The sequence below is a fragment of the Lacihabitans lacunae genome, assembly GCF_042649125.1.
Taxonomy (GTDB): domain Bacteria; phylum Bacteroidota; class Bacteroidia; order Cytophagales; family Spirosomataceae; genus Leadbetterella; species Leadbetterella lacunae.
Genome location: NZ_JBHRYQ010000001.1, coordinates 3527867 through 3546991 on the forward strand (window position 1 = coordinate 3527867; position 19125 = coordinate 3546991).

Genomic DNA, 19125 nt, shown 5'->3' on the forward strand with positions numbered 1-19125 from the left:
AATCTCGAGGTTATATTCTATCCAAAATTTCTTTTCCGATAGCGTCTGTTCCTAAAATCATGTTTGCAGGAGTAGTTGCATCTGCAATGTCTCTTGTTCTGTATCCAGCCTTCAGGACGCTGTCTATTGCTGAAATAACAGCCTCTGATTCTTCTTTAAGTCCGAATGAGATATCTAATAACAATGCTGCTGAAAGTACTGAAGCCATTGGGTTGGCTACTCCTTTACCCGCGATGTCATGACCAGAGCCGTGAATTGGCTCATAAACGCCCGTGCTTTCGCCTACAGAGGCTGAAGCTAGCATTCCCATCGACCCAGCTATTTGAGAAGCCTCATCGGTTAGTATATCACCGAATATGTTTCCAGTTACTACTACGTCAAATCTCTTTGGGTCTTTGATAAGCAACATAGCCGCTGCGTCAATAAACTGGTGCTCTAGTTCTACTTCTGGGTAATCTTTGGCCACTTCAAGAACCACTTCTCTCCATAATCTACTCGATTCCAATACGTTTGCCTTGTCTACCGACATTAGTTTTTTGCCTCTAGTCATAGCGGCATCAAATGCTTTTCTTGCTATACGCTCCACTTCATATTTGCTATAAATCATGGTGTCATATGCCGTGTTGCCATTGTCTATTCTTTCTCTTTTTCCGAAATAAACATCTCCTGTTAATTCTCTAAAGAATAAGATATCCACTCCTTTCAATATTTCTGGTTTGATGCTAGAAGCACCCAAAAGCTCATCAAATAATTTGATAGGACGAAGGTTTGCAAACAATCCCAGCTCTTTACGCATTTTTAGAAGACCTTGCTCAGGTCTTACTTTTGCGGTAGGGTCGTTGTCGTATTTAGCATGGCCAACTGCACCAAAAAGAATGGCATCAGATGCTCTCATTTTTTCTAAAGATTCAGCAGGAAGCGGATCTCCTGTGGCTTCTATGGCTACGTGTCCCATTAGGGCTTCGTCGTATGTGAAATCATGGCCAAACTTGGCTGCAATTTTCTCTAATACGGCCTTTCCTACTACTGTAACTTCTTGTCCAATACCATCGCCTGGTACTACTAAAATATGTTTTTTCATTTTATTTTAATTTTCGAAAGTGGCTAGACTTTCCTTTGTTTTTTTTAATTTTTAAATGAGGTTGAGCATCTTAACCGTCGCCTCAATGGCTGAAACCGTTTGGTCAGAATCCAAACCTCGCGTTTTCATCTCTTTGTGTCCAACTTTCCAAGTAATGATGGTTTCGCAAAGAGCATCTGATCTACCACCTGGCGGTATCCTTACCGCATAGTCTATCAGTTGAGGGAGTTCTCTCTCTTTCTTTTTAAATACTTTAATCAAAGCATTCATAAAAGCGTCATACTGTCCATCTCCTTGGGCGTTTTCTTCAAAAACCTCTCCCTCAAACTCTACCAAAAGTGTGGCAGAAGGCATTAGACCTTTGGAGTGAGTTAACACATAGTTTCGCAGAATGATTTTTTCAACAACCGCATGTCTATCTAATACATCAGCGATGATATATGGCAAATCTTCACGAGTTACAGCCTCTTTTTTGTCACCCAATTCTATTATCTTTTGAGTGATTTTTTTAAGATCTTCGTCTGGAAGCGTTATTCCTAAAAGCTTCAGGTTTTGCTCAATGTTGGCTTTGCCAGAAGATTTTCCCAGTGCATATAGGGTTTTTCGTCCAAACCTGTCGGGGCTTAAGTCGCTTACATATAAGTTATTTTTCTTGTCACCATCGGCATGTATGCCGGCAGTTTGAGTAAATACACTTTCTCCTACAATTGGCTGGTTTTGGGGAATTCTGATACCGGCAAACCCTTCTACCATTTGGCTGATTCTATAAAGCGATTTTTCTTCTACATTAAAACTACAGCCTTTCATGAAGTCATTGAGAACTGCCACGGTACTTGCCAAAGGAGCATTACCGGCTCTTTCTCCAAGCCCATTTACAGTTAAGTGAAGACCATGTGCCCCCGCTTTTACGGCTTGCATTACATTGGCTACAGATAGGTCGTAGTCGTTATGAGCATGAAAATCAAAATGAACACCGGGGTATTTGTCTACCAAAACTTTTACGTATTCATAAGACTCCTCAGGTGTAAGTATGCCAAGTGTATCAGGCAAAAGAATCCTTTTGATTGGAAGTTTAGTAGTAAAATCAAGGTGTTGCAATACGTACTCTTGCGAGTTTCTCATGCCATTGCTCCAGTCTTCGAGATATATATTTACCTCTATCCCAAGTTTGATTGCCTTATTTACTACATCTTCTATTTCCTTAAAATGCTGCTCAGGCGTCTTTTTTAACTGAAAAGTTAGGTGATTTAAAGACCCCTTTGTTAAAAGGTTCATGACTTTAGCACCCGCCTGCTGCATCCATTCCAAGGAAGCATCTCCATCTACAAATGTCAAAATTTCAACTTTGTTAAGGAAACCTGCCTTTGAGGCCCAATTTGTAATGCCTTTCACTGCTAAAAGTTCACCTTCGGATACCCTTGCAGAGGCTACTTCTATTCGGTCTACTTTTACTTCTTGTAGCAACAGCTGGGCAATCGTAAGTTTTTCTGAAGCCGAAAACGACACTCCACTGGTTTGTTCTCCATCGCGGAGTGTCGTATCCATTATTTCAATGTGTCTCATTGTATTTTATTTTCGGTCAGTAAGTGCCGGTTTTGTTGTACTCCTAAATTATTGAGAATTTATGAATTAAAATGGTCGGCTTTTTTCAAATTCTTTTATGTCTGATTCCAAAGATTTTAAATAATCGATGTCGTCAAAACCGTTAAGCATATTATGTTTTTTATACCCATTTATTTCAAAACTTTCAGAAGCACCAGTAGAAACTATGGTCACTTTTTGTGCTTCTAGGTCCACGGTTACTTCAGCATTAGCATCTTTTTCTATTGCCACAAATATTTGATCTAAAAATTCAGGGCTTACAGTTACAGGAAGAATACCGATATTTAATGAGTTTCCTTTATATATATCAGCAAAAAAACTTGAAATTACGCATCTAAAACCATAGTCATAGATGGCCCATGCGGCGTGTTCCCTGCTTGATCCAGAGCCAAAGTTTCTACCTGCTACCAATATTTTGCCTGAGTAGGTAGGATTGTTGAGTACGAAATCTGCTTTTGGAGTATTGTCTCCATTGTATCTCCAGTCTCTAAATAGATTATCCCCAAAACCTTCTCTTTTAGTGGCTTTCAAAAATCGAGCAGGTATAATTTGGTCTGTGTCTACATTTTCTAAAGGAAGTGGAACACAGCTTGATGTTAAAACTTTAAAACTATCGTATGCCATTTTAATATATGTATTATGTCGTAGGCTGTGCCTTTTGACAGATTTTTCAAAAATTAATTATTATACTATAAATGATTATGCAGACATCAACTCTCTAGGGTCTGACACTACACCGTTAACTGCTGCTGCTGCTGCCACTAATGGAGAAGCTAAAAGCGTTTTAGAGTTAGGTCCTTGACGTCCTTCAAAGTTTCTGTTTGATGTAGAAACAGCAAGTTTACCTGCTGGAATCTTATCGTCATTCATAGCTAAACAAGCCGAACATCCTGGCTGACGAAGGGTGAAACCTGCTTCGGTTAAGATATCTAATATTCCTTCTTCTTTGATTTGAGATTCTACTATGTGAGATCCAGGTACCAACCAAGCTGTTACGTGGTCAGCTTTTTTACGTCCTTTTACAATAGAAGCAAATGCTCTAAAGTCTTCGATTCTGCCATTGGTACAGCTTCCTAAAAATACGTAATCAACTGGCTTGCCAATGATACTTTCGCCTTCGGCAAAGCCCATATAAGCCAACGATTTTTTGTAACTCGCTTCTCCATCTTTTACATCAGCGGCTTTAGGTATCAATTGTGATATTCCTGTTCCCAGTCCTGGGTTAGTTCCGTAAGTAATTTGAGGCTCTATATCTTCGGCGTTGTAGGTTAACTCTAAGTCGAACTCAGCACCTTCGTCTGTTTTTAGAGTTTCCCAATAAGTAACCAATTTGTCCCAAGCTTCACCTTTCGGTGTTTTTTCTCTGCCTTTTAGGTAAGCCAGGGCTGTAGCGTCAGGAGCAATCATTCCACCTCTTGCACCCATCTCAATTGACATGTTACACACGGTCATTCTTCCTTCCATGGTCATGTTTTCGAAAACATCACCCGCATATTCTACAAAATATCCGGTAGCACCTGAAGCCGATATCTGTGCGATAATATATAAAGTAACGTCTTTTGGCAAAACTCCTTTTCCTAGTTTACCATTTACGTTTACTCTCATTTTCTTTGGTTTCGGTTGCATGATACATTGCGAAGCCAATACCATTTCTACTTCAGAAGTTCCGATACCGAAAGCGATAGCACCAAATGCTCCGTGAGTAGAAGTATGCGAGTCACCACATACGATAGTCATACCTGGAAGAGTAATTCCGTTTTCTGGTCCTACCACGTGTACAATTCCGTTTTTAGGGTCACCTAATCCCCAGTGCGAAATGCCATACTTCTGCGTGTTAGTTTCCAACGCTTTTAGCTGATTGGCCGAAAGTGGGTCTTCAACCGGAAGGTGTTGGTTTATGGTAGGAGTATTGTGGTCAGCGGTAGCAAAAGTTCTTTCAGGAAACATAACGCCTACATTTCTGTTTTCCAATCCTAGAAATGCCACTGGGCTCGTAACCTCATGTATGAAATGACGGTCTATAAAAAGTACGTCTGGTCCGTCTTCAATGTGTTTTACAACGTGAGCATCCCAAACTTTGTCAAAAAGTGTTTTCTTAGACATAATATATTGAATGTTAAATTTTCAGGATACAAAAGTGATGATTTCTGTGGAGGTACTAAACTAGATTTCGTTCAAAAAATAGCGAAATTGGTTCAAATATAAAAAATGGTCTTTTTTGATAGGGCATAAAAAAAACGGAGCGTAGCCCCGTTTTTTAATATTTTTAAAACCTATGATTGAATAAAAGACAATCAAAATTATATACTATATGCTATATATTCTGCTGTGGAATCGTTTTAATTCAGTACTATTTTAACAAAAATGCTTATTTTTTGGTGATATTTTAAACATTAATAATGTTAAAGCTAAACTCCAATGGGTCAAACTCCTTTGAGACTTTATTTAAAAATTCAGGGTCGTTAATATAAAAGTTCAGGAAGTTTTCTTTTCTTTCTTGGAGGCCATCGCCGGGGAAAAGTTTTTCTTTTAAGTTTAGAAGTTGACTCACCGATGTTTCAAAGTTTTTCTCTTCTGCCTTTTTAAGTCTTTTTTCTAAATTTTCTAAGTTATTTTGATTTTTGGTTTTATCGGCCTCTACTACAGACTTAAGCGTAGGGTCTATAGCCTCTGCTTTTTTAAGGATTTCTTTATAGATATCGTTAATTTTAAAAATCTGCTCTGAAAGTTCAAGGCTATTGCTTGAGTTTTTCTCTACAAAACCGCGTCTTAAGCTAACTTCGTCTTGGAAAAGGTCCGTTACCTCAATTCCCAATTTATCAATTCTTTTTTTCGTAGCACTGTTTACTATTAATCCGAAGTTTCTTGGACAAAGAATAGGGAAAGAAACCTCAAATTTGTCAAATATGCCTTTCAGTTGCAGCCAATAAGCCAATTCAGACGGCCCACCGATGTAAGCCAAGTTTGGCAAAATTCGTTCTTGATATATTGGCCTTAGAACCACATTTGGACTGAAAGACTCGGGTTCAGAGGCAATCATTTCTTTGATTTCAGTTTTAGAAAACGAAATGTCGGTATTAATTACATTATAAACATCTCCGTCTTTTTCAATTCGCTCTCTGATGTTGTCTTTCAGGTAAAACAAATTGATATTTCTCGCATGGATTTGGGCTTTATACCCTACCTCTTCAAGTTTAGCTGAGGTTTTAGCAACTTCAGTTTCAGCCGAATGATTTAGTAAATCATCGGTCAATATATCCTGAAACAAGGTTTTCAATATTTTATCGTCGCCATCAATGCATACTAGCTCTTCTGTACCAAACAAGGCATGCATGTATTCTCTTACTGCGGCTGTTAAAGTAGTATTGTTTAAGTATGCTTTTTCAAAAATCGAGGGTTTTTCTTTCAGTGCGTCTAATACAGAAGCTAGCTCTCGAGGGTCCATTTTTCCTACTGCACCGGTTTGGGTAGTTTCCCAAGTATGTTTTTGACCAAAAAGCGAAAACGAGGCTATTTCTTCAAAATCGTGATCTTCGGTTGCCATCCAATATACCGGCACGAAGTTTTTATTGGGGTATGTTTCTTTTAGTTTTTTGGCAAGGTTTATAGTGCTGATAATTTTAAAAACTACATATAGGGGACCCGTAAAAATATTTAATTGGTGGCCGGTGGTCACACAAAAAGTATCATCAGATGCCAACAGTTCTACACCATTTGGTATAGTTTGGTTTATATATTGGTTTTTAAGTGCCGAAACTAGCTCTTTGCGGTGTGTAAATTTCCTTTTGGTTATCATAGCTTCAAAACCTTCGAGATCTGGAAATTCATCATAAAATGGCGTAATTGCCGGTTCTTTTGATATAAAGTCTAGAAATATTTTTTGGAAGGCCCCTGTCTGGGCGAAAGGTATTTTTTGCACTATTTTGCTAGTTTGAAGTTTTTCTAAAATATTCTAACAACACAAGTGCTCTAAGGGTTTCATTCGGATTGTTTTTGAATATGCCACAAAGTTTAGTTTTTATTTTGAAACCCAAAGTGTTGTATTTTTTTAGTATATAAAATTAGAAGAACTTGATTAATTCATTTTCACAATTTTCTCGGACATTTTTATACCTATGTCATCCATTAAAGTTATTTGGTAGGTTCCTGAGGGTAAGTTTTTAAGGTCAATCTTTGTGGCAGGTTTTGTGTTTAAAATTTCATTTCCTTTTAAGTCCAAAACTTTCATTTTTGTGGGTTCAAAAATCTTGGAGTTCCATGCTATGTTAAGTTCGGAAACAACTGGATTTGGGTATAGAACTAAATCTGTTTCATTTGAAAAATTTTGAATTGATATTATTTTTGAAAAACGTATACTGCCATCTTTATCTTTCATTAAAAGCCTGTAATAGTTAAAATTGTTAGACAAGTTTGATTTTTCAGACCAATAATAATCTTCAGTATTTCTTAATGGTATTTTTTCACTAACCGTCTCAAAAGACTTTGAATCAAAACTTCTTTGAACCTGAAAATAATCAAAGTCTATGGGGTTTGCTATCTTCCATTTTAAGTCATTGTATCCATTTTTATTTTTTCCATTAAAAGATACTATTTGAACCGGCATCGCAAAACTTGTTGCTGAGCAGTTTACTACCTTTGATAAACCTGGGCCTTGAACTTCATAACTAAAACTACTGCAATTATATGAAGCAGGAGTGGCAGTGTTGCAATCTGATAAAGAGGAATAAGGGTTTGATGTTGAGGTAGTTGTAGTAGAAGAGACGCCATTGTTTAAATCTATAAAAATGCTTTGGTTTCCGTTGGTGCCGTTGTTACAAGTGATGGTTCCTTGTGAGGTATACAAAGCAGTGCTAGCCGGTGACGGAGGGTTGGTCCCCGTTATTTGGATGTCGTAACCTACGGAAATATTATAATTAAACCCATATAAGCATGATGAGGAAGACGGGATTATAGCTTGGGGATATATGTTTAATGTAACGGTATAGTCGCCATTGTCAGCAGTGGCTACACATTGTGCGTAAGAAGTGAATGGTATTATTAATGCACTTAAAAGTAAGAGTAAAATGTTCTTTTTCATTTTTTGGTTATCTGATTCTGAATATAAGACGCAATGTTTTTCTAAAAGTTTCTATCTAGTTAAAAACAATATAGTTGACACAACAATGATACCGCTTAATAAAGATAATTTAAAGATACTTTTGTTTTTTTTAGAAAAAATAATGAGTGGTTTTTATAAGTAAAAGATATGTTTATTATATCCATTCTTGGTTAAAGCCAATATTTTAGTAGTTTTGGATTAAATCAAAATTACCTATGAAAAACAAAAACTTTTTACTTTACTTTATTGCGGCTATTGCCGCCACGGGAGGCCTACTTTTCGGCTTCGATACTGGTGTAATTAATGTGGCTTTACCATCACTCAGAGAGCAGTTTTCGCTATCGCCAAACCAAGAGGGGCTTGTAGTAAGTGCCGTTTTGATTGGTGCTATGTTTGGACCTTTTTTGTCTGGTTTTTTAACAGATTTATTAGGGAGAAAAAAAATCAATATCATCGCCTCATTGGTATTTGTGCTTGGGTCTATAGTGGCAGCCATGGCCTCCTCTGTCAATATGCTCATCGGCGGTCGGTTGTTGTTGGGTTTGGCTATTGGAATAGTTGCGGCTACAGTGCCGCTTTACTTGGCAGAGCTTTCACCAAAAGACAAAAGAGGCCAATTGGTTACTTTTTTTCAACTCGCTATCACATTAGGTATTTTGCTATCCTATGTTGTTGGTTTCTTGTTTGAGTCGGCTGAGTCGGCCTGGAGACTTATGTTTTGGGCAGGGTTTGTGCCTGCTATTTTATTGTTTTTAGGTATGTTGTTTGTACCCGAAAGCCCAAGGTGGCTAATAACGAAAGGCAGGTTAGAAGAGGCAAAAGAAGTTTTAAAAAAACTCAGGGAGCCTAGCGAAGCCGAAACCGAGTTTAACGAAACCCAGAATCTTATTGAGCAAGAAAAAAATAACAAAACCGACTGGAGGGAGCTGTTTTCTAAAAAACTCAGAATACCGCTTTTAATAGGCATTGGGATTTTCGGAATACAGCAATTTTCGGGTATAAATGCCATTATTTATTTCTCCACAGATATTTTTAAAGAACTTTTTACAAGTACCCAAGCTACTTTAGCTACCGTTGGCGTGGGTATTGTAAATACTTTAGCTACTATATTGGGGATGCGTTTTATAGACAAGTGGGGTAGGAAACCCTTGTTATACATGGGCTTAATAGGTACCGCGGTTTGTTTGGGTACAGTTGGTCTAGCATTTTATTTTAAAGACAGTTTGCCAGAATCGCTTCGACAAGTTATGTTAGTAGGGGGTATTTACACCTACATCATATTTTTTGCCGTTAGTTTGGGGCCATTGGGTTGGTTGTTGATTTCTGAGATTTATCCTCTAAAAATCAGGGGATTTGCAGCTAGTATGGGAAGTTTCAACCACTGGTTTTTTGATATGTTAGTAGCCTTCTCTTTCCCAATAATGCGAGCTACCTCATTAGGAGAAAATGGCGGTATATTTGGTATATATATGTTAGTAGTACTTTTCGGTCTCCTTTTTGCAAAATACATAGTATTTGAAACCAAAGGAATGAGTTTAGAAGACATAGAAAAAAAGTGGAAATAATTAAATATTCAGAAAGCCCAGAGTTTAAACTTTTGGGCTTTCTAAATATATCCTACATTCGTGCTCGTTGTCAAAATCTTTGCTTGAATAAAGTAAACGCCAGTTTTTATCTGCCTTGTATTTAAGTGCAGCTTCAGGTTTAAGGTTAGCCATGAAAATATATTCTTTATACTGCCAAACCATTTCCAAAACCTTCTCGGTTGGCTTTTGAAGCCACTTTATTTGACAGTCTGCAATCTCCGGAAGAATTTCATCCGATAGATTTTTAATCTTTTCAAATTCAAAAAACTGACTATAATTTTTTCCCCACACAAAAGGGCCATGCGTTACTTTGTCAGTTTCGGCTTCATCCGTTATTTGAAATACATACAGCTTTGAATATTCTTCATTTTTCCCTCTTTCTAAATGTAAGTTTCTACATTCCATACCGAGCGACATATAAGATGGCATTTCAAGCAAAAACAAGCCCACAAAAAAACGAAGGTGGTTCGCTTTTTTATAGAAAATATCAAACCTAGGGTCGTCTTTGTCAGCCGTAATAATGGTAAAGTTTGGTGCAAATCTTCGAGTTTCAGTCAAGGCCAAATAATCTACCAGTTTACCCATAAATTCAGCCGAACCAACTGGGCTTGCTTGTAAATCGCCTAGTGTGGATTCTGCCTCTACAGCTTCCAAGTGCTCGGGCTCATCGCCATAGGCCATTTGGTCAGGTGGAGCAAGAAATGTCTCTGCAAAAAACGCAAAATATGGAACATGTTCTTTGATGTAATTTTTGATAAACGTCAAAGGGTCATAGTATTCAGAAATTTCAGCGGGAACACCATTTTTTCTTGGCTGCACGTGTGCCATATCACCACGCATAAAGTCAAAATTGTAGATAGATTGGCATTCGGCATAGTGTGAGGCAATATATTTCCATGCCAATGTTACAGGATTTTCAAAATCTAACTCTTGAGAACCTAGGCTAATTGGTTCATAGAATTTATATCTTGTTAGTGGTCCAAATACCCTCGACATGCCTTCAGGCTTATCAAATTGGTAGTTGTACCATTTGTTTTTCATTTCATCTATTATGAAATCTTCAGCGTCTAAATGTAACCCTCGGTAAGGAGGAGCCATAGTGACGGGCATGGTTTCATAGCCTTGGTCTATCAAGCGTTGCATCAAGGCTAGGCGTCTATTAAGTCTTAATTGTTGATTTTCTTTGTTTCCAAAAAGTACTTCTAATTTAGCTCTTTCAGAAAGGTGAGGGTATTCAGGATTGAAAAAATCTTCTTTGCTAAACCACATTTCTTGACCTAGGGCTGGGCCGTGTTGCCAAAGATACTCCCAAATGATTTGTTCTACCTCATAGGCGTTTGGGCCGTCAAAGCAAATGATGTTATGCTCATGTCTTTTTACCCATTCAAAAAACCGAGGGTTTAAAAAAACCATTTCAGAGAATCGGTCAGTATGCGGTATAACGTCAAGTCCGATGGTTTTTCCCATTAGATGCACCAAGTTTACGGTTACTTGCAGTTGTTTTTCTACAGAGTCCAAACTTGGAATTACGGACCTTAGTTCCTCACTAAAAAACTCAGGATTAATGTTCCAGCTAGTTTTTCCGTACAAACTAGCCACCACGCCTGGTTCCCAAATAGGAAGAATATGAATTGAGTTTTGTGCTTCAGAAAGTGTAAGGACATATTTAACTAGATTAAAGAAATTGCCAATTGTTCTAATATTGACCCCAACCATGTTGGTCTTTTTAAGCCAATCTCCATTGCTTTCATCTTTTACGGGGCTATCTATTTTTATTTCAGGGTTTAAAGCTCTACTAAGATCATGAGTTCCAAATCTACCACGGATTGTTTGTAGCACATCTATAACCTCTAATTTTACGGCAAGTTCGGGTATTAAGCCTTTTATGAAAGAAACATTTCCTTTCGCAAATTGATGTTTATTCTCTGCATTTGTAGCCCTCCAAATTTCGTATGGGGACATATTTGTCTTAGTTTCGTTCATATTTAAAGTTTATATCATAGGTAATGTAATTCAAAAATAGGTAATTTTCGAAACAGTATACTCTTGGTTATCAACTTCTATTTAAAGTTTTTGATTAGAAATAATTCTTTGAAGATAAATAGCTTTGAGATACTATATAATTAAACTAGCTCGTTTAAAAACCAAAAGATCTTATTTTTATATGTTTAAGTACCTTACTCTTCTACTGACATTCTCCCAAATTCTTTTTGCTCAAAACAGCCTGATAGTAGGTAAAAACTATTATGGGAATAAAATAAATGAGCAGCAAATATGTGATATGGTGGCTTTTTCATCAAAACCTGATGTGAGTAAAGCCATTGAGAATATTGTAAGAAGGTCGGGCTTAAAGCAGAACTTTTATGTGATGGAGTGCCCAAATACAGACAATTGTTTTGCGGCCACCAGGAATGGTGAACGCTTGATTGTGTATGATCCATCTTTTATGAGAAAAATAGATAATGTAGCCAAAACCGACTGGGCCGCTTTGAGTATTTTGGCACACGAAATAGGGCATCATCTCCAAGGGCACACCATCAAGGCAGGAGGAAGCGAGCATGAAAAAGAGCTAGAAGCAGATGAGTTTTCGGGTTTTGTGATGTATCAAATGGGAGCAACGCTTAAAGAAGCTCAACTGGCGATTTACAGCTTAACCACAGATTATACTACCAGTACGCACCCGGCTCGTTCGCTTAGGTTAAAAGCAATAGAAACGGGTTACATGAACGCCAAAGAGCTATATCCAGATATTCACAAAAGTAAACTGGATGAGCCTATTGTTGTAGAAAAAACCGTAGAAAGGCCTGTTGACCAACCAAAAGACGCCCTAGTTTTTGAGGAGATAGTAGTTGAGCGAAAATCAATAGAGTCAAAAAAGACGGGATGCATTACAGGCAACTGCCTTGATGGCTATGGCGTAGCCATTAATTCAAAAAGTAATGAAAAATACGAAGGGCTATGGAAACTGGGTAAGCGAAACGGCTCTGGAAAGGAATTTTCAAAAGATGGAAAGCTAAAATATGAAGGGGAGTTTCTTAATGGTTATTATCATGGAAAAGGCACCTTATATTTTAAATATGGAGAAAAATATGTGGGGCAGTTTTATAAAGGAAAAATGCATGGGCAAAACTCCAACTATTATTTTAGAAATGGAGATAAACTCACTGTAAACTATGAAAATGGCAAAAAGCAGGGTAGGGCTAGAATCCAATATTACGGCGGAGTAGAAGGTGTAAAATTCTTTAAAGATGATATAGAAATACGCTAATTTGATGCTTTTGGAAAAGTATCCATTATAAAATTTAAGTGCCTCATTTTTTTAAGCCGCATATTTTTGACTTATATTTGTCCGCTAAAAAATATTTTATACTATGTCATGGTTTAGAAGAACAGAAAAGGGCATTTCGACTCCCACTGAATTAAAAAGGGAAACTCCTGATGGCCTATGGTATCAGTGTCCAGAATGTAAAAATGTGATGCACACCAGGGAGCATAAAAACAACTCCTATACATGTATTCACTGCAACTACCATGAAAAAGTAGGATCAGAAGTTTATTTCCAATTGTTGTTTGATGAAGGTCAGTTTGAAGAAAAAGACGCTAACATGACTTCTGGTGACCCATTACACTTTGTAGATACCAAAGCATATCCCGACCGTATTAAATCAACAGTTGCAAAGTCAGGCCTAAAAGATGCCTGTAGAACCGCTGTAGGTAATATGAACGGAAACCCAATAACCATTTCTTGTATGGACTTTGGTTTTATTGGAGGCTCTATGGGTTCGGTAGTTGGAGAAAAAATTGCGAGGGGTATAGTTTACGCAATCGAAAACAAAACACCATTCCTTATGATTTCTAAGTCAGGTGGTGCCCGTATGATGGAAGCAGGGTTTTCATTAATGCAAATGGCTAAAACCTCAGCTAGACTTGCTCAGTTAGACGAAGCCGGATTGCCTTATATATCGTTATTGACAGACCCTACTACAGGCGGAGTTACGGCTTCATACGCTATGTTGGGTGACTTTAACATTGCTGAGCCAGGTTCACTGATTGGTTTTGCAGGACCAAGGATTATTAAAGAAACTATAGGCAAAGACCTTCCTAAGGGATTCCAAACTGCTGAGTTTGTACTAGAGCACGGATTTTTAGATTTTATTGTAGACAGAAAAGACCTGAAAGATAAACTTTCAAGCCTTTTAACTCTTATGATGAAGCCTGCCTAATTACTTTTTAGGCTTTGCTTTGTTTTTATCAATAACCGTTTCAAATACACTTCTCGAAGAAACAAAGAATGCACCTATTGCTTTTGTTTCAGAGTTTGGATTAAGGTTTTGAATATTAGTAGGAATGTTTGAAAGTGGGGTTGCAAATATACCCCCATTCGAAGATTCCTGCTTTAATTGAAATAAGAAATAATACGCTTCCTGCGGTATTGAATACAACTCCACTTTTAATTTATCTTTGTCTACAAATAGTTGCTGGTTTATTGCCTGTCTAATAGGGAGAATAAACAGCAAACCATCTGATTTAGACCCAGGAGAAAACCCAGCGTCGTAAGCCAAGGTGATATCCGCAGGCAGAAACCTCAACGTGTCATTTTTGTATGACCTAACCATATACGTGTCGCCTTCACCCACAAAGTCTTTTGCGTAAAACTGTGCCAAATATCCATCTTTGGGTCCTCCATTTGGTGGAGTAATTGGAAAGCTAAACACTTCGTAGGTCACTGAGTCTATTTTTGGCACAGGCTTCAAAACAGATAATGAATAGTACTCTTCCCCACCATATTTTATATAAAGTGCCGTTGGTTGTCCTATTTTTATATATTCCTTAGTTTTGGGCTGATAAGTATACTCACCAGTACCTTTTAAATCCTTAAACTCATGTTGGGTACTGTCTTGGTTATATACTATTACGGTTGCTCCGAGGGCAGGCTTTGTACCAGAGTTGTCAAAATATCCCTGTGAGAGTGTAAGTGTTATTTTTTGTTGATCAATTGATTGTGTCAGCCATGCGTCTACTACTAACTGGCTTTTTCCCTCTTTTACTTCTAGGTCGATGACCTGTTCACATGAAATAAAAAACATAGAAATAAAAAGTACGAATATTATATTTTTCATAAAATCTTAGAATTTAAAGTTATAGGTTACCGATGGTAGTATAGAAGCAAACACCGAATATTTTACGGCTTCCGTAACTGCAGGGTTGTCTTCGTTTTGTCTTACATATACCGAGAAAGGATTTTTTCTGTTGTATACGTTATATACCGAAAATACCCATTCGCTTTCTCCTTTTTTAAATAAGGCATGCTTGTTTTTCTTAGTTGCAGAAATGTCTAGTCTATGAGATGCGGGAATTCTATATGTGTTTCTTTCGTCTGTGTAGTTTTGAGGTAATGCAATTCCTTGCCATGTAAACTTATTTGTAGGGAAACTTGCAGGCGTACCCGAACTATATGAGAATGTAGTTCCAAATGACCATTTTTTGTTAAGGTCAAATATGCCAACCACCGAAAGGTTATGAAGTTTGTCAATTCTGCTCGCAAACCAATTGTTATTGTTTAGGCCGTCTATTTTTCTTTCGGTTCTTGCCAAAGTGTAACTCACCCAGCCATTTAATTTTCCTTTATTCTTTTTGGCAAAAAACTCCGCTCCATACGCCCTTCCTTTTCCAAATAACAAATCGGCTTCAACCGAGGGGTTAAGTAACAAGTCGGCGTTTCTGATGTAGTCAATCTGGTTTTCTAAAGTTTTGTAATATACTTCCACGGAGGTTTCGTACATGTTATCAGACAGGTTTTTGAAGTACCCTACCGCGATTTGGTCCGATAGCTGTGGCTTAATATTATTTGAGCTTGGCGTCCAAACATCCAACGGCGACGAAGCCACAGTGTTTGACAACAAATGTATGTATTGTGCCAATCTGTTATATCCTATTTTTATGGAGCTCGTGTTATTTAAACCAATATTTATTGCAAATCGGGGTTCAAAATTTCCATAGTTTTGGATAGTTTCACCTTTGCCATAAGAAACCGTGTTTACTATTTCTTTTCTCTCGCCAGTTTGAACATCTGTCTCCTTTAATATTGTAGCACTTCCTGTTCCTAAATAACTGTAGTTCGAATATCTTAAACCGTAATTTAGGGTAACTTTTTCAGAAACTTTCTGTTCGTTGCCTATGTACAAGGCTGATTCTACTGCATATTTGTTAGGTAAGCCAATGCTTCTGCTTTCACCTCCTGACACTGCCGTTGCTTGTCCAGGATTAAAACTGTAATATATTATTTGCCCTCCGAAAGAAATCGTATTCTTGTTATTAGCATACCAGTTAAAGTCTGGCTTGATGCTGTAGTTTACAATGTTTGACTGCCAACTAAACGAGTCTTGATTGTTTTCTTTTTTCAAATCAGAGTCAAGTGAATAATCGTAATTTGAATAAAAAACGGTGGTATTTAAAAATAGTTTGTTGTTAAATACGTGATTCCATCTGAATGTGGAAGTTGAGTTACCCCAGTTAAAGCCAAAATCAGCTCCAAACACATCTCTTCCGAAATACCCCGAAAGATAAACCGTATTTTTGTCATTTATTTTATAATTGGCCTTTGCTGTAAAATCATAAAAATAAAAACGAGAACCTTTTAAGTCGGCATTTAAAAAGGGCTTTGCGAGTATGTCTATATATGATCTTCTCAATGCCACCACAAATGAACCTTTCTCTTTAGCAAATGGCCTTTCGTAAGCAAAACGTGAAAAAATAGTACCTAAACCACCACTAAACTCTGCTTTTTTAGAGTTCCCCTCTTTCATTCTTACATCTAAAATCGAAGAAACTCGGCCACCATAAGCAGCAGGAATTCCACCTTTTATAAGTTTTACATCTTTAACTATATCCGGATTAAAAACTGAAAAGAAACCAAATAGATGCGAAGCATTATAAACGGGTGCTTCATCTAGCAATACTAAATTTTGATCAATAGCTCCACCTCTTACATTAAAACCAGATGAGCCCTCACCAACTGAACTAACGCCGGGCAGAAACTGTATACTTCGGATTACGTCAACCTCACCAAGTAGAGCTGGCATTTTTTTTATGGTTTTCATTTCTACCTTGTTTACTGACATTTCCGTAGTTTTTACGTTGTCATCTTCTCTTTTGGTAGAAACTACAATTTCATCTAGCACCCTTTCGTCTTCTTTAAGTTCTATGTCAACATTTTTGTTTTTGTCAAAATCTAAACTTAAAATTTGTGTTTTATAGCCAATGTAGCTTACGCTTACTTTGTATTTTCCTGTGGGTGCTGTAATCGAATAAAAACCATAAACATTGGTTTGAACCCCAATTTTTAGATCATTTATAAATATCGAAACGCCTATCATATCTTCGCCGTTTCTGGCATCTTTTACATATCCACTTAAGGTAACTTTCTCTTGAGAATATGATTTGGTGAATATAGTTAGAAGTAGTAGTATGGCTCCTAGACCATTTTTAAAAAAGTATTTTAATGTCATCTATAATAGTAATTTCTTATTGTAGTGTTTCGTTTTTAAACGACTAGGCCATTGAAATAGTTTACTTTCCGATTGATTTTCATTTCTCTATCCACAAAAAGTAATGACCTGTTTGTTTTACACTAATTATTCTAAAAATAATTTAATTGCCAATTATTAAAATAATTTAAAAAGTATTGATACATTCTCAATTAGATTTGTATTTTTGCTTTGAAAATAAAAATATCCAAATGGAAAAAATATTGTTTAAAGAGCCAATTGCATACGAAAAAATACCAACAAGGATTTTTTTAGATCCCAAAGATGCTTCTAAGTCAGTGGCAAAAGAGATTGCTGACTTAATAAGATCAAAGGCCAGTGAAGGTAAGATGTGTGTGTTAGGTTTGGCCACTGGGTCATCTCCCAAGACAGTATATTCTGAGTTGATCAGAATGCACAAAGAAGAAGGACTTAGTTTTAAAAACGTGATTTCTTTTAACTTGGATGAGTATTATCCAATGGAGCAAGATGCTCTACAGAGTTATTGGAGATTTATGCGTGAGCAATTATTTGACCACGTAGATATTCCTAAAGAGAACTATTTTATTCCGTTTGGTGATATTCCACAAAGCGAAATAGGGGAGTTTTGTAAAAGCTATGAAGCAAAAATAGATAGTTTAGGAGGATTAGATTTTCAATTGTTAGGTATTGGGGGCAATGGTCACATTGGTTTTAATGAGCCTGGCTCATTAATTAATTCGCGAACCAGATTGATGATGCTAGATCACTCTACACGCGTAGCTGCCACTATGGATTTTGGTGGTGAGCTCATAAAAGTTCCTAAGAAAGCCATAACTCTTGGTGTTTCTAAAATAATGCAAGCCAAAAGGGTAGTTTTACTTGCATGGGGTGAGCGAAAGTCACAGATGATAGCTGACGCTGTAGAAGGTTCGGTTTCAGAGCATAATCCGTCTTCGTATTTACAAACGCATAGTAACGTACTTTTTGTTGTAGATCAAGCAGCTGCTTCAGACCTTAAACGAATAAAGTCTCCATGGTTGGTAGAAGATGTAGTTTGGGATAGCAAAATGACCAAAAAGGCCGTTTGTGGACTTGCACTAGAGCTTAAAAAACCGGTATTGAAACTTACCAACAAAGACTATAACGACAACGGCCTTAGCGATTTGTTGGCTAGCTACGGGCAAGCATATGAAATTAACATAGAAGTCTTTAATCAGCTGCAGCACTCTATCACGGGTTGGCCAGGTGGAAAACCCAACGCTGATGATAGTAAAAGACCGGAGCGAGCAAATCCAGATAGAAAAAGGGTAATTATATTCAGTCCTCACCCAGACGATGACATTATCTCGATGGGTGGTACATTCCAAAGATTAGTTGACCAAGGGCACGAAGTTCATGTGGCGTATCAAACTTCTGGTAATATTGCGGTGTCAGACGACGAAGCTTTAAGGTTTATTGACTTTGTAGTTGATTTTAACACGCAATTTGGTATTTCTAATACCGAAGTAAAAGATATTTTTGAAAACGCTAAGCGTTTTTTACAAACTAAAAAAGATAGCGAGCTTGACACTCCAGAAGTAAGACATGTAAAAGGTCTAATTAGAAAAGGTGAGGCCAAAAACACATGTAGGTTTGTGGGGATTCCGATTCAGAACGCACATTTTCTAAATATGCCTTTCTATGAAACTGGTAAAATACAGAAGGCACCTTTAGGTCCAAAAGATGTGGAGGTTATTAGAGACTTAATTGAAGAAATTAAACCGCATCAAATATTTGCTGCGGGTGATCTTGCTGATCCACACGGAACGCACAAAGTTTGTTTAGATGCTATTATGGAAGCAGTTAAAAGCCTAGGAGACAAAGACTTTATGAAAGAGTGTTGGGTTTGGTTATATAGAGGTGCTTGGGCTGAGTGGGAGATTCACGAGATCGAAATGGCAGTGCCAATGAGTCCAGATCAAGTGATTCAAAAGAGATTGGGAATATTTAAGCACCAGTCACAGAAAGATGGGGTAGTTTTCCAAGGTTCTGATGCAAGAGAGTTTTGGCAAAGAGCTGAAGAAAGAAACAATATGACGGCTGAATTATACAATAAATTAGGTCTTGCAGAGTACGAAGCCATGGAGGCTTTCGTCAGATGGCATCACTAAATAAGTTTTAAAAATATTTATTACTATTTTATTGTATTATATAAATATTAAATTTAATTTTATGATGCTGTGGTACGTTTTTTGCACTTGTATCCTTACA

At 37.2% G+C, this 19125-nt stretch carries 13 protein-coding genes; 4 read left to right on the forward strand and 9 right to left on the reverse strand.

From position 1 onward, the window contains the following. Positions 1–10 precede the first annotated feature (10 nt). The 6 genes from leuB to ACFOOI_RS15260 all read right to left on the reverse strand — a co-directional run bounded on the left by leuB (position 11) and on the right by ACFOOI_RS15260 (position 7760). Positions 11–1081 carry a 3-isopropylmalate dehydrogenase gene (gene leuB / locus ACFOOI_RS15235; protein ID WP_379838873.1) on the reverse strand — a complete coding sequence of 357 codons (1071 nt, stop codon included), beginning with the start codon at positions 1079–1081 and terminating at the stop codon, positions 11–13. Positions 1082–1132: 51 nt separating this feature from the next. Further along, on the reverse strand, positions 1133–2644 hold the full coding sequence (locus ACFOOI_RS15240) for an alpha-isopropylmalate synthase regulatory domain-containing protein (protein WP_379838874.1): 1512 nt from the start codon (positions 2642–2644) through the stop codon (positions 1133–1135). Between the two features lie 66 nt (positions 2645–2710). Continuing rightward, positions 2711–3307 (reverse strand): 3-isopropylmalate dehydratase small subunit, encoded by a 597-nt coding sequence (gene leuD, locus ACFOOI_RS15245; protein ID WP_379838875.1) that lies wholly within the window; start codon positions 3305–3307, stop codon positions 2711–2713. Between the two features lie 75 nt (positions 3308–3382). Continuing rightward, entirely contained in the window at positions 3383–4786 is a 1404-nt protein-coding gene (gene leuC, locus ACFOOI_RS15250) for a 3-isopropylmalate dehydratase large subunit (protein ID WP_379838876.1), read from the reverse strand. A 283-nt stretch (positions 4787–5069) separates the two neighbouring features. Continuing rightward, positions 5070–6602 carry a bacillithiol biosynthesis cysteine-adding enzyme BshC gene (gene bshC, locus ACFOOI_RS15255; protein WP_379838877.1) on the reverse strand — a complete coding sequence of 511 codons (1533 nt, stop codon included), beginning with the start codon at positions 6600–6602 and terminating at the stop codon, positions 5070–5072. 156 nt (positions 6603–6758) lie between these two features. Continuing rightward, complete coding sequence (locus ACFOOI_RS15260; RefSeq protein WP_379838878.1) at positions 6759–7760, reverse strand: T9SS type A sorting domain-containing protein; 1002 nt, start codon at positions 7758–7760, stop codon at positions 6759–6761. 236 nt (positions 7761–7996) lie between these two features. Here ACFOOI_RS15260 and ACFOOI_RS15265 point away from each other — a divergent pair, with 236 nt between their 5' ends. Beyond that, positions 7997–9346, forward strand: coding sequence for a sugar porter family MFS transporter (locus tag ACFOOI_RS15265; RefSeq protein WP_379838879.1), 1350 nt, complete (start codon positions 7997–7999; stop codon positions 9344–9346). 24 nt (positions 9347–9370) lie between these two features. Here ACFOOI_RS15265 and ACFOOI_RS15270 read toward each other — a convergent pair whose 3' ends face one another. Further along, on the reverse strand, positions 9371–11329 hold the full coding sequence (locus ACFOOI_RS15270) for a hypothetical protein (RefSeq protein ID WP_379838880.1): 1959 nt from the start codon (positions 11327–11329) through the stop codon (positions 9371–9373). A gap of 202 nt (positions 11330–11531) precedes the next feature. Between ACFOOI_RS15270 and ACFOOI_RS15275 the strand changes: the two genes are divergently transcribed. Both ACFOOI_RS15275 and accD read left to right on the forward strand, forming a co-directional pair. Then, a complete protein-coding gene (locus tag ACFOOI_RS15275) occupies positions 11532–12635 on the forward strand; it encodes a M48 family metalloprotease (protein ID WP_379838881.1) in 1104 nt (367 codons plus the stop codon). Positions 12636–12738: 103 nt separating this feature from the next. Beyond that, positions 12739–13590 (forward strand): acetyl-CoA carboxylase, carboxyltransferase subunit beta, encoded by an 852-nt coding sequence (gene accD / locus ACFOOI_RS15280; RefSeq protein WP_379838882.1) that lies wholly within the window; start codon positions 12739–12741, stop codon positions 13588–13590. Here the strand turns inward: accD and ACFOOI_RS15285 are convergent, their stop codons facing one another. Together ACFOOI_RS15285 and ACFOOI_RS15290 are read right to left on the reverse strand one after the other, a co-directional pair. Further along, positions 13591–14487, reverse strand: coding sequence for a DUF4249 domain-containing protein (locus ACFOOI_RS15285; RefSeq protein WP_379838883.1), 897 nt, complete (start codon positions 14485–14487; stop codon positions 13591–13593). A 6-nt stretch (positions 14488–14493) separates the two neighbouring features. Further along, entirely contained in the window at positions 14494–16875 is a 2382-nt protein-coding gene (locus ACFOOI_RS15290; RefSeq protein ID WP_379838884.1) for a TonB-dependent receptor, read from the reverse strand. A 230-nt stretch (positions 16876–17105) separates the two neighbouring features. Here ACFOOI_RS15290 and nagB point away from each other — a divergent pair, with 230 nt between their 5' ends. Further along, positions 17106–19025: a glucosamine-6-phosphate deaminase gene (gene nagB / locus ACFOOI_RS15295; RefSeq protein ID WP_379838885.1), complete on the forward strand. Its 1920-nt coding sequence runs from the start codon at positions 17106–17108 to the stop codon at positions 19023–19025. Positions 19026–19125: the final 100 nt, after the last annotated feature.

Coding starts and splice junctions, on each gene's coding strand:
- leuB (WP_379838873.1), bottom strand. CDS start 1,081: ATGAAAAAACATATTTTAGTAGTACCAGGCGATGGTATTGGACAAGAA.
- ACFOOI_RS15240 (WP_379838874.1), bottom strand. CDS start 2,644: ATGAGACACATTGAAATAATGGATACGACACTCCGCGATGGAGAACAA.
- leuD (WP_379838875.1), bottom strand. CDS start 3,307: ATGGCATACGATAGTTTTAAAGTTTTAACATCAAGCTGTGTTCCACTT.
- leuC (WP_379838876.1), bottom strand. CDS start 4,786: ATGTCTAAGAAAACACTTTTTGACAAAGTTTGGGATGCTCACGTTGTA.
- ACFOOI_RS15260 (WP_379838878.1), bottom strand. CDS start 7,760: ATGAAAAAGAACATTTTACTCTTACTTTTAAGTGCATTAATAATACCA.
- ACFOOI_RS15265 (WP_379838879.1), top strand. CDS start 7,997: ATGAAAAACAAAAACTTTTTACTTTACTTTATTGCGGCTATTGCCGCC.
- ACFOOI_RS15270 (WP_379838880.1), bottom strand. CDS start 11,329: ATGTCCCCATACGAAATTTGGAGGGCTACAAATGCAGAGAATAAACAT.
- ACFOOI_RS15275 (WP_379838881.1), top strand. CDS start 11,532: ATGTTTAAGTACCTTACTCTTCTACTGACATTCTCCCAAATTCTTTTT.
- accD (WP_379838882.1), top strand. CDS start 12,739: ATGTCATGGTTTAGAAGAACAGAAAAGGGCATTTCGACTCCCACTGAA.
- ACFOOI_RS15285 (WP_379838883.1), bottom strand. CDS start 14,487: ATGAAAAATATAATATTCGTACTTTTTATTTCTATGTTTTTTATTTCA.
- ACFOOI_RS15290 (WP_379838884.1), bottom strand. CDS start 16,875: ATGACATTAAAATACTTTTTTAAAAATGGTCTAGGAGCCATACTACTA.
- nagB (WP_379838885.1), top strand. CDS start 17,106: ATGGAAAAAATATTGTTTAAAGAGCCAATTGCATACGAAAAAATACCA.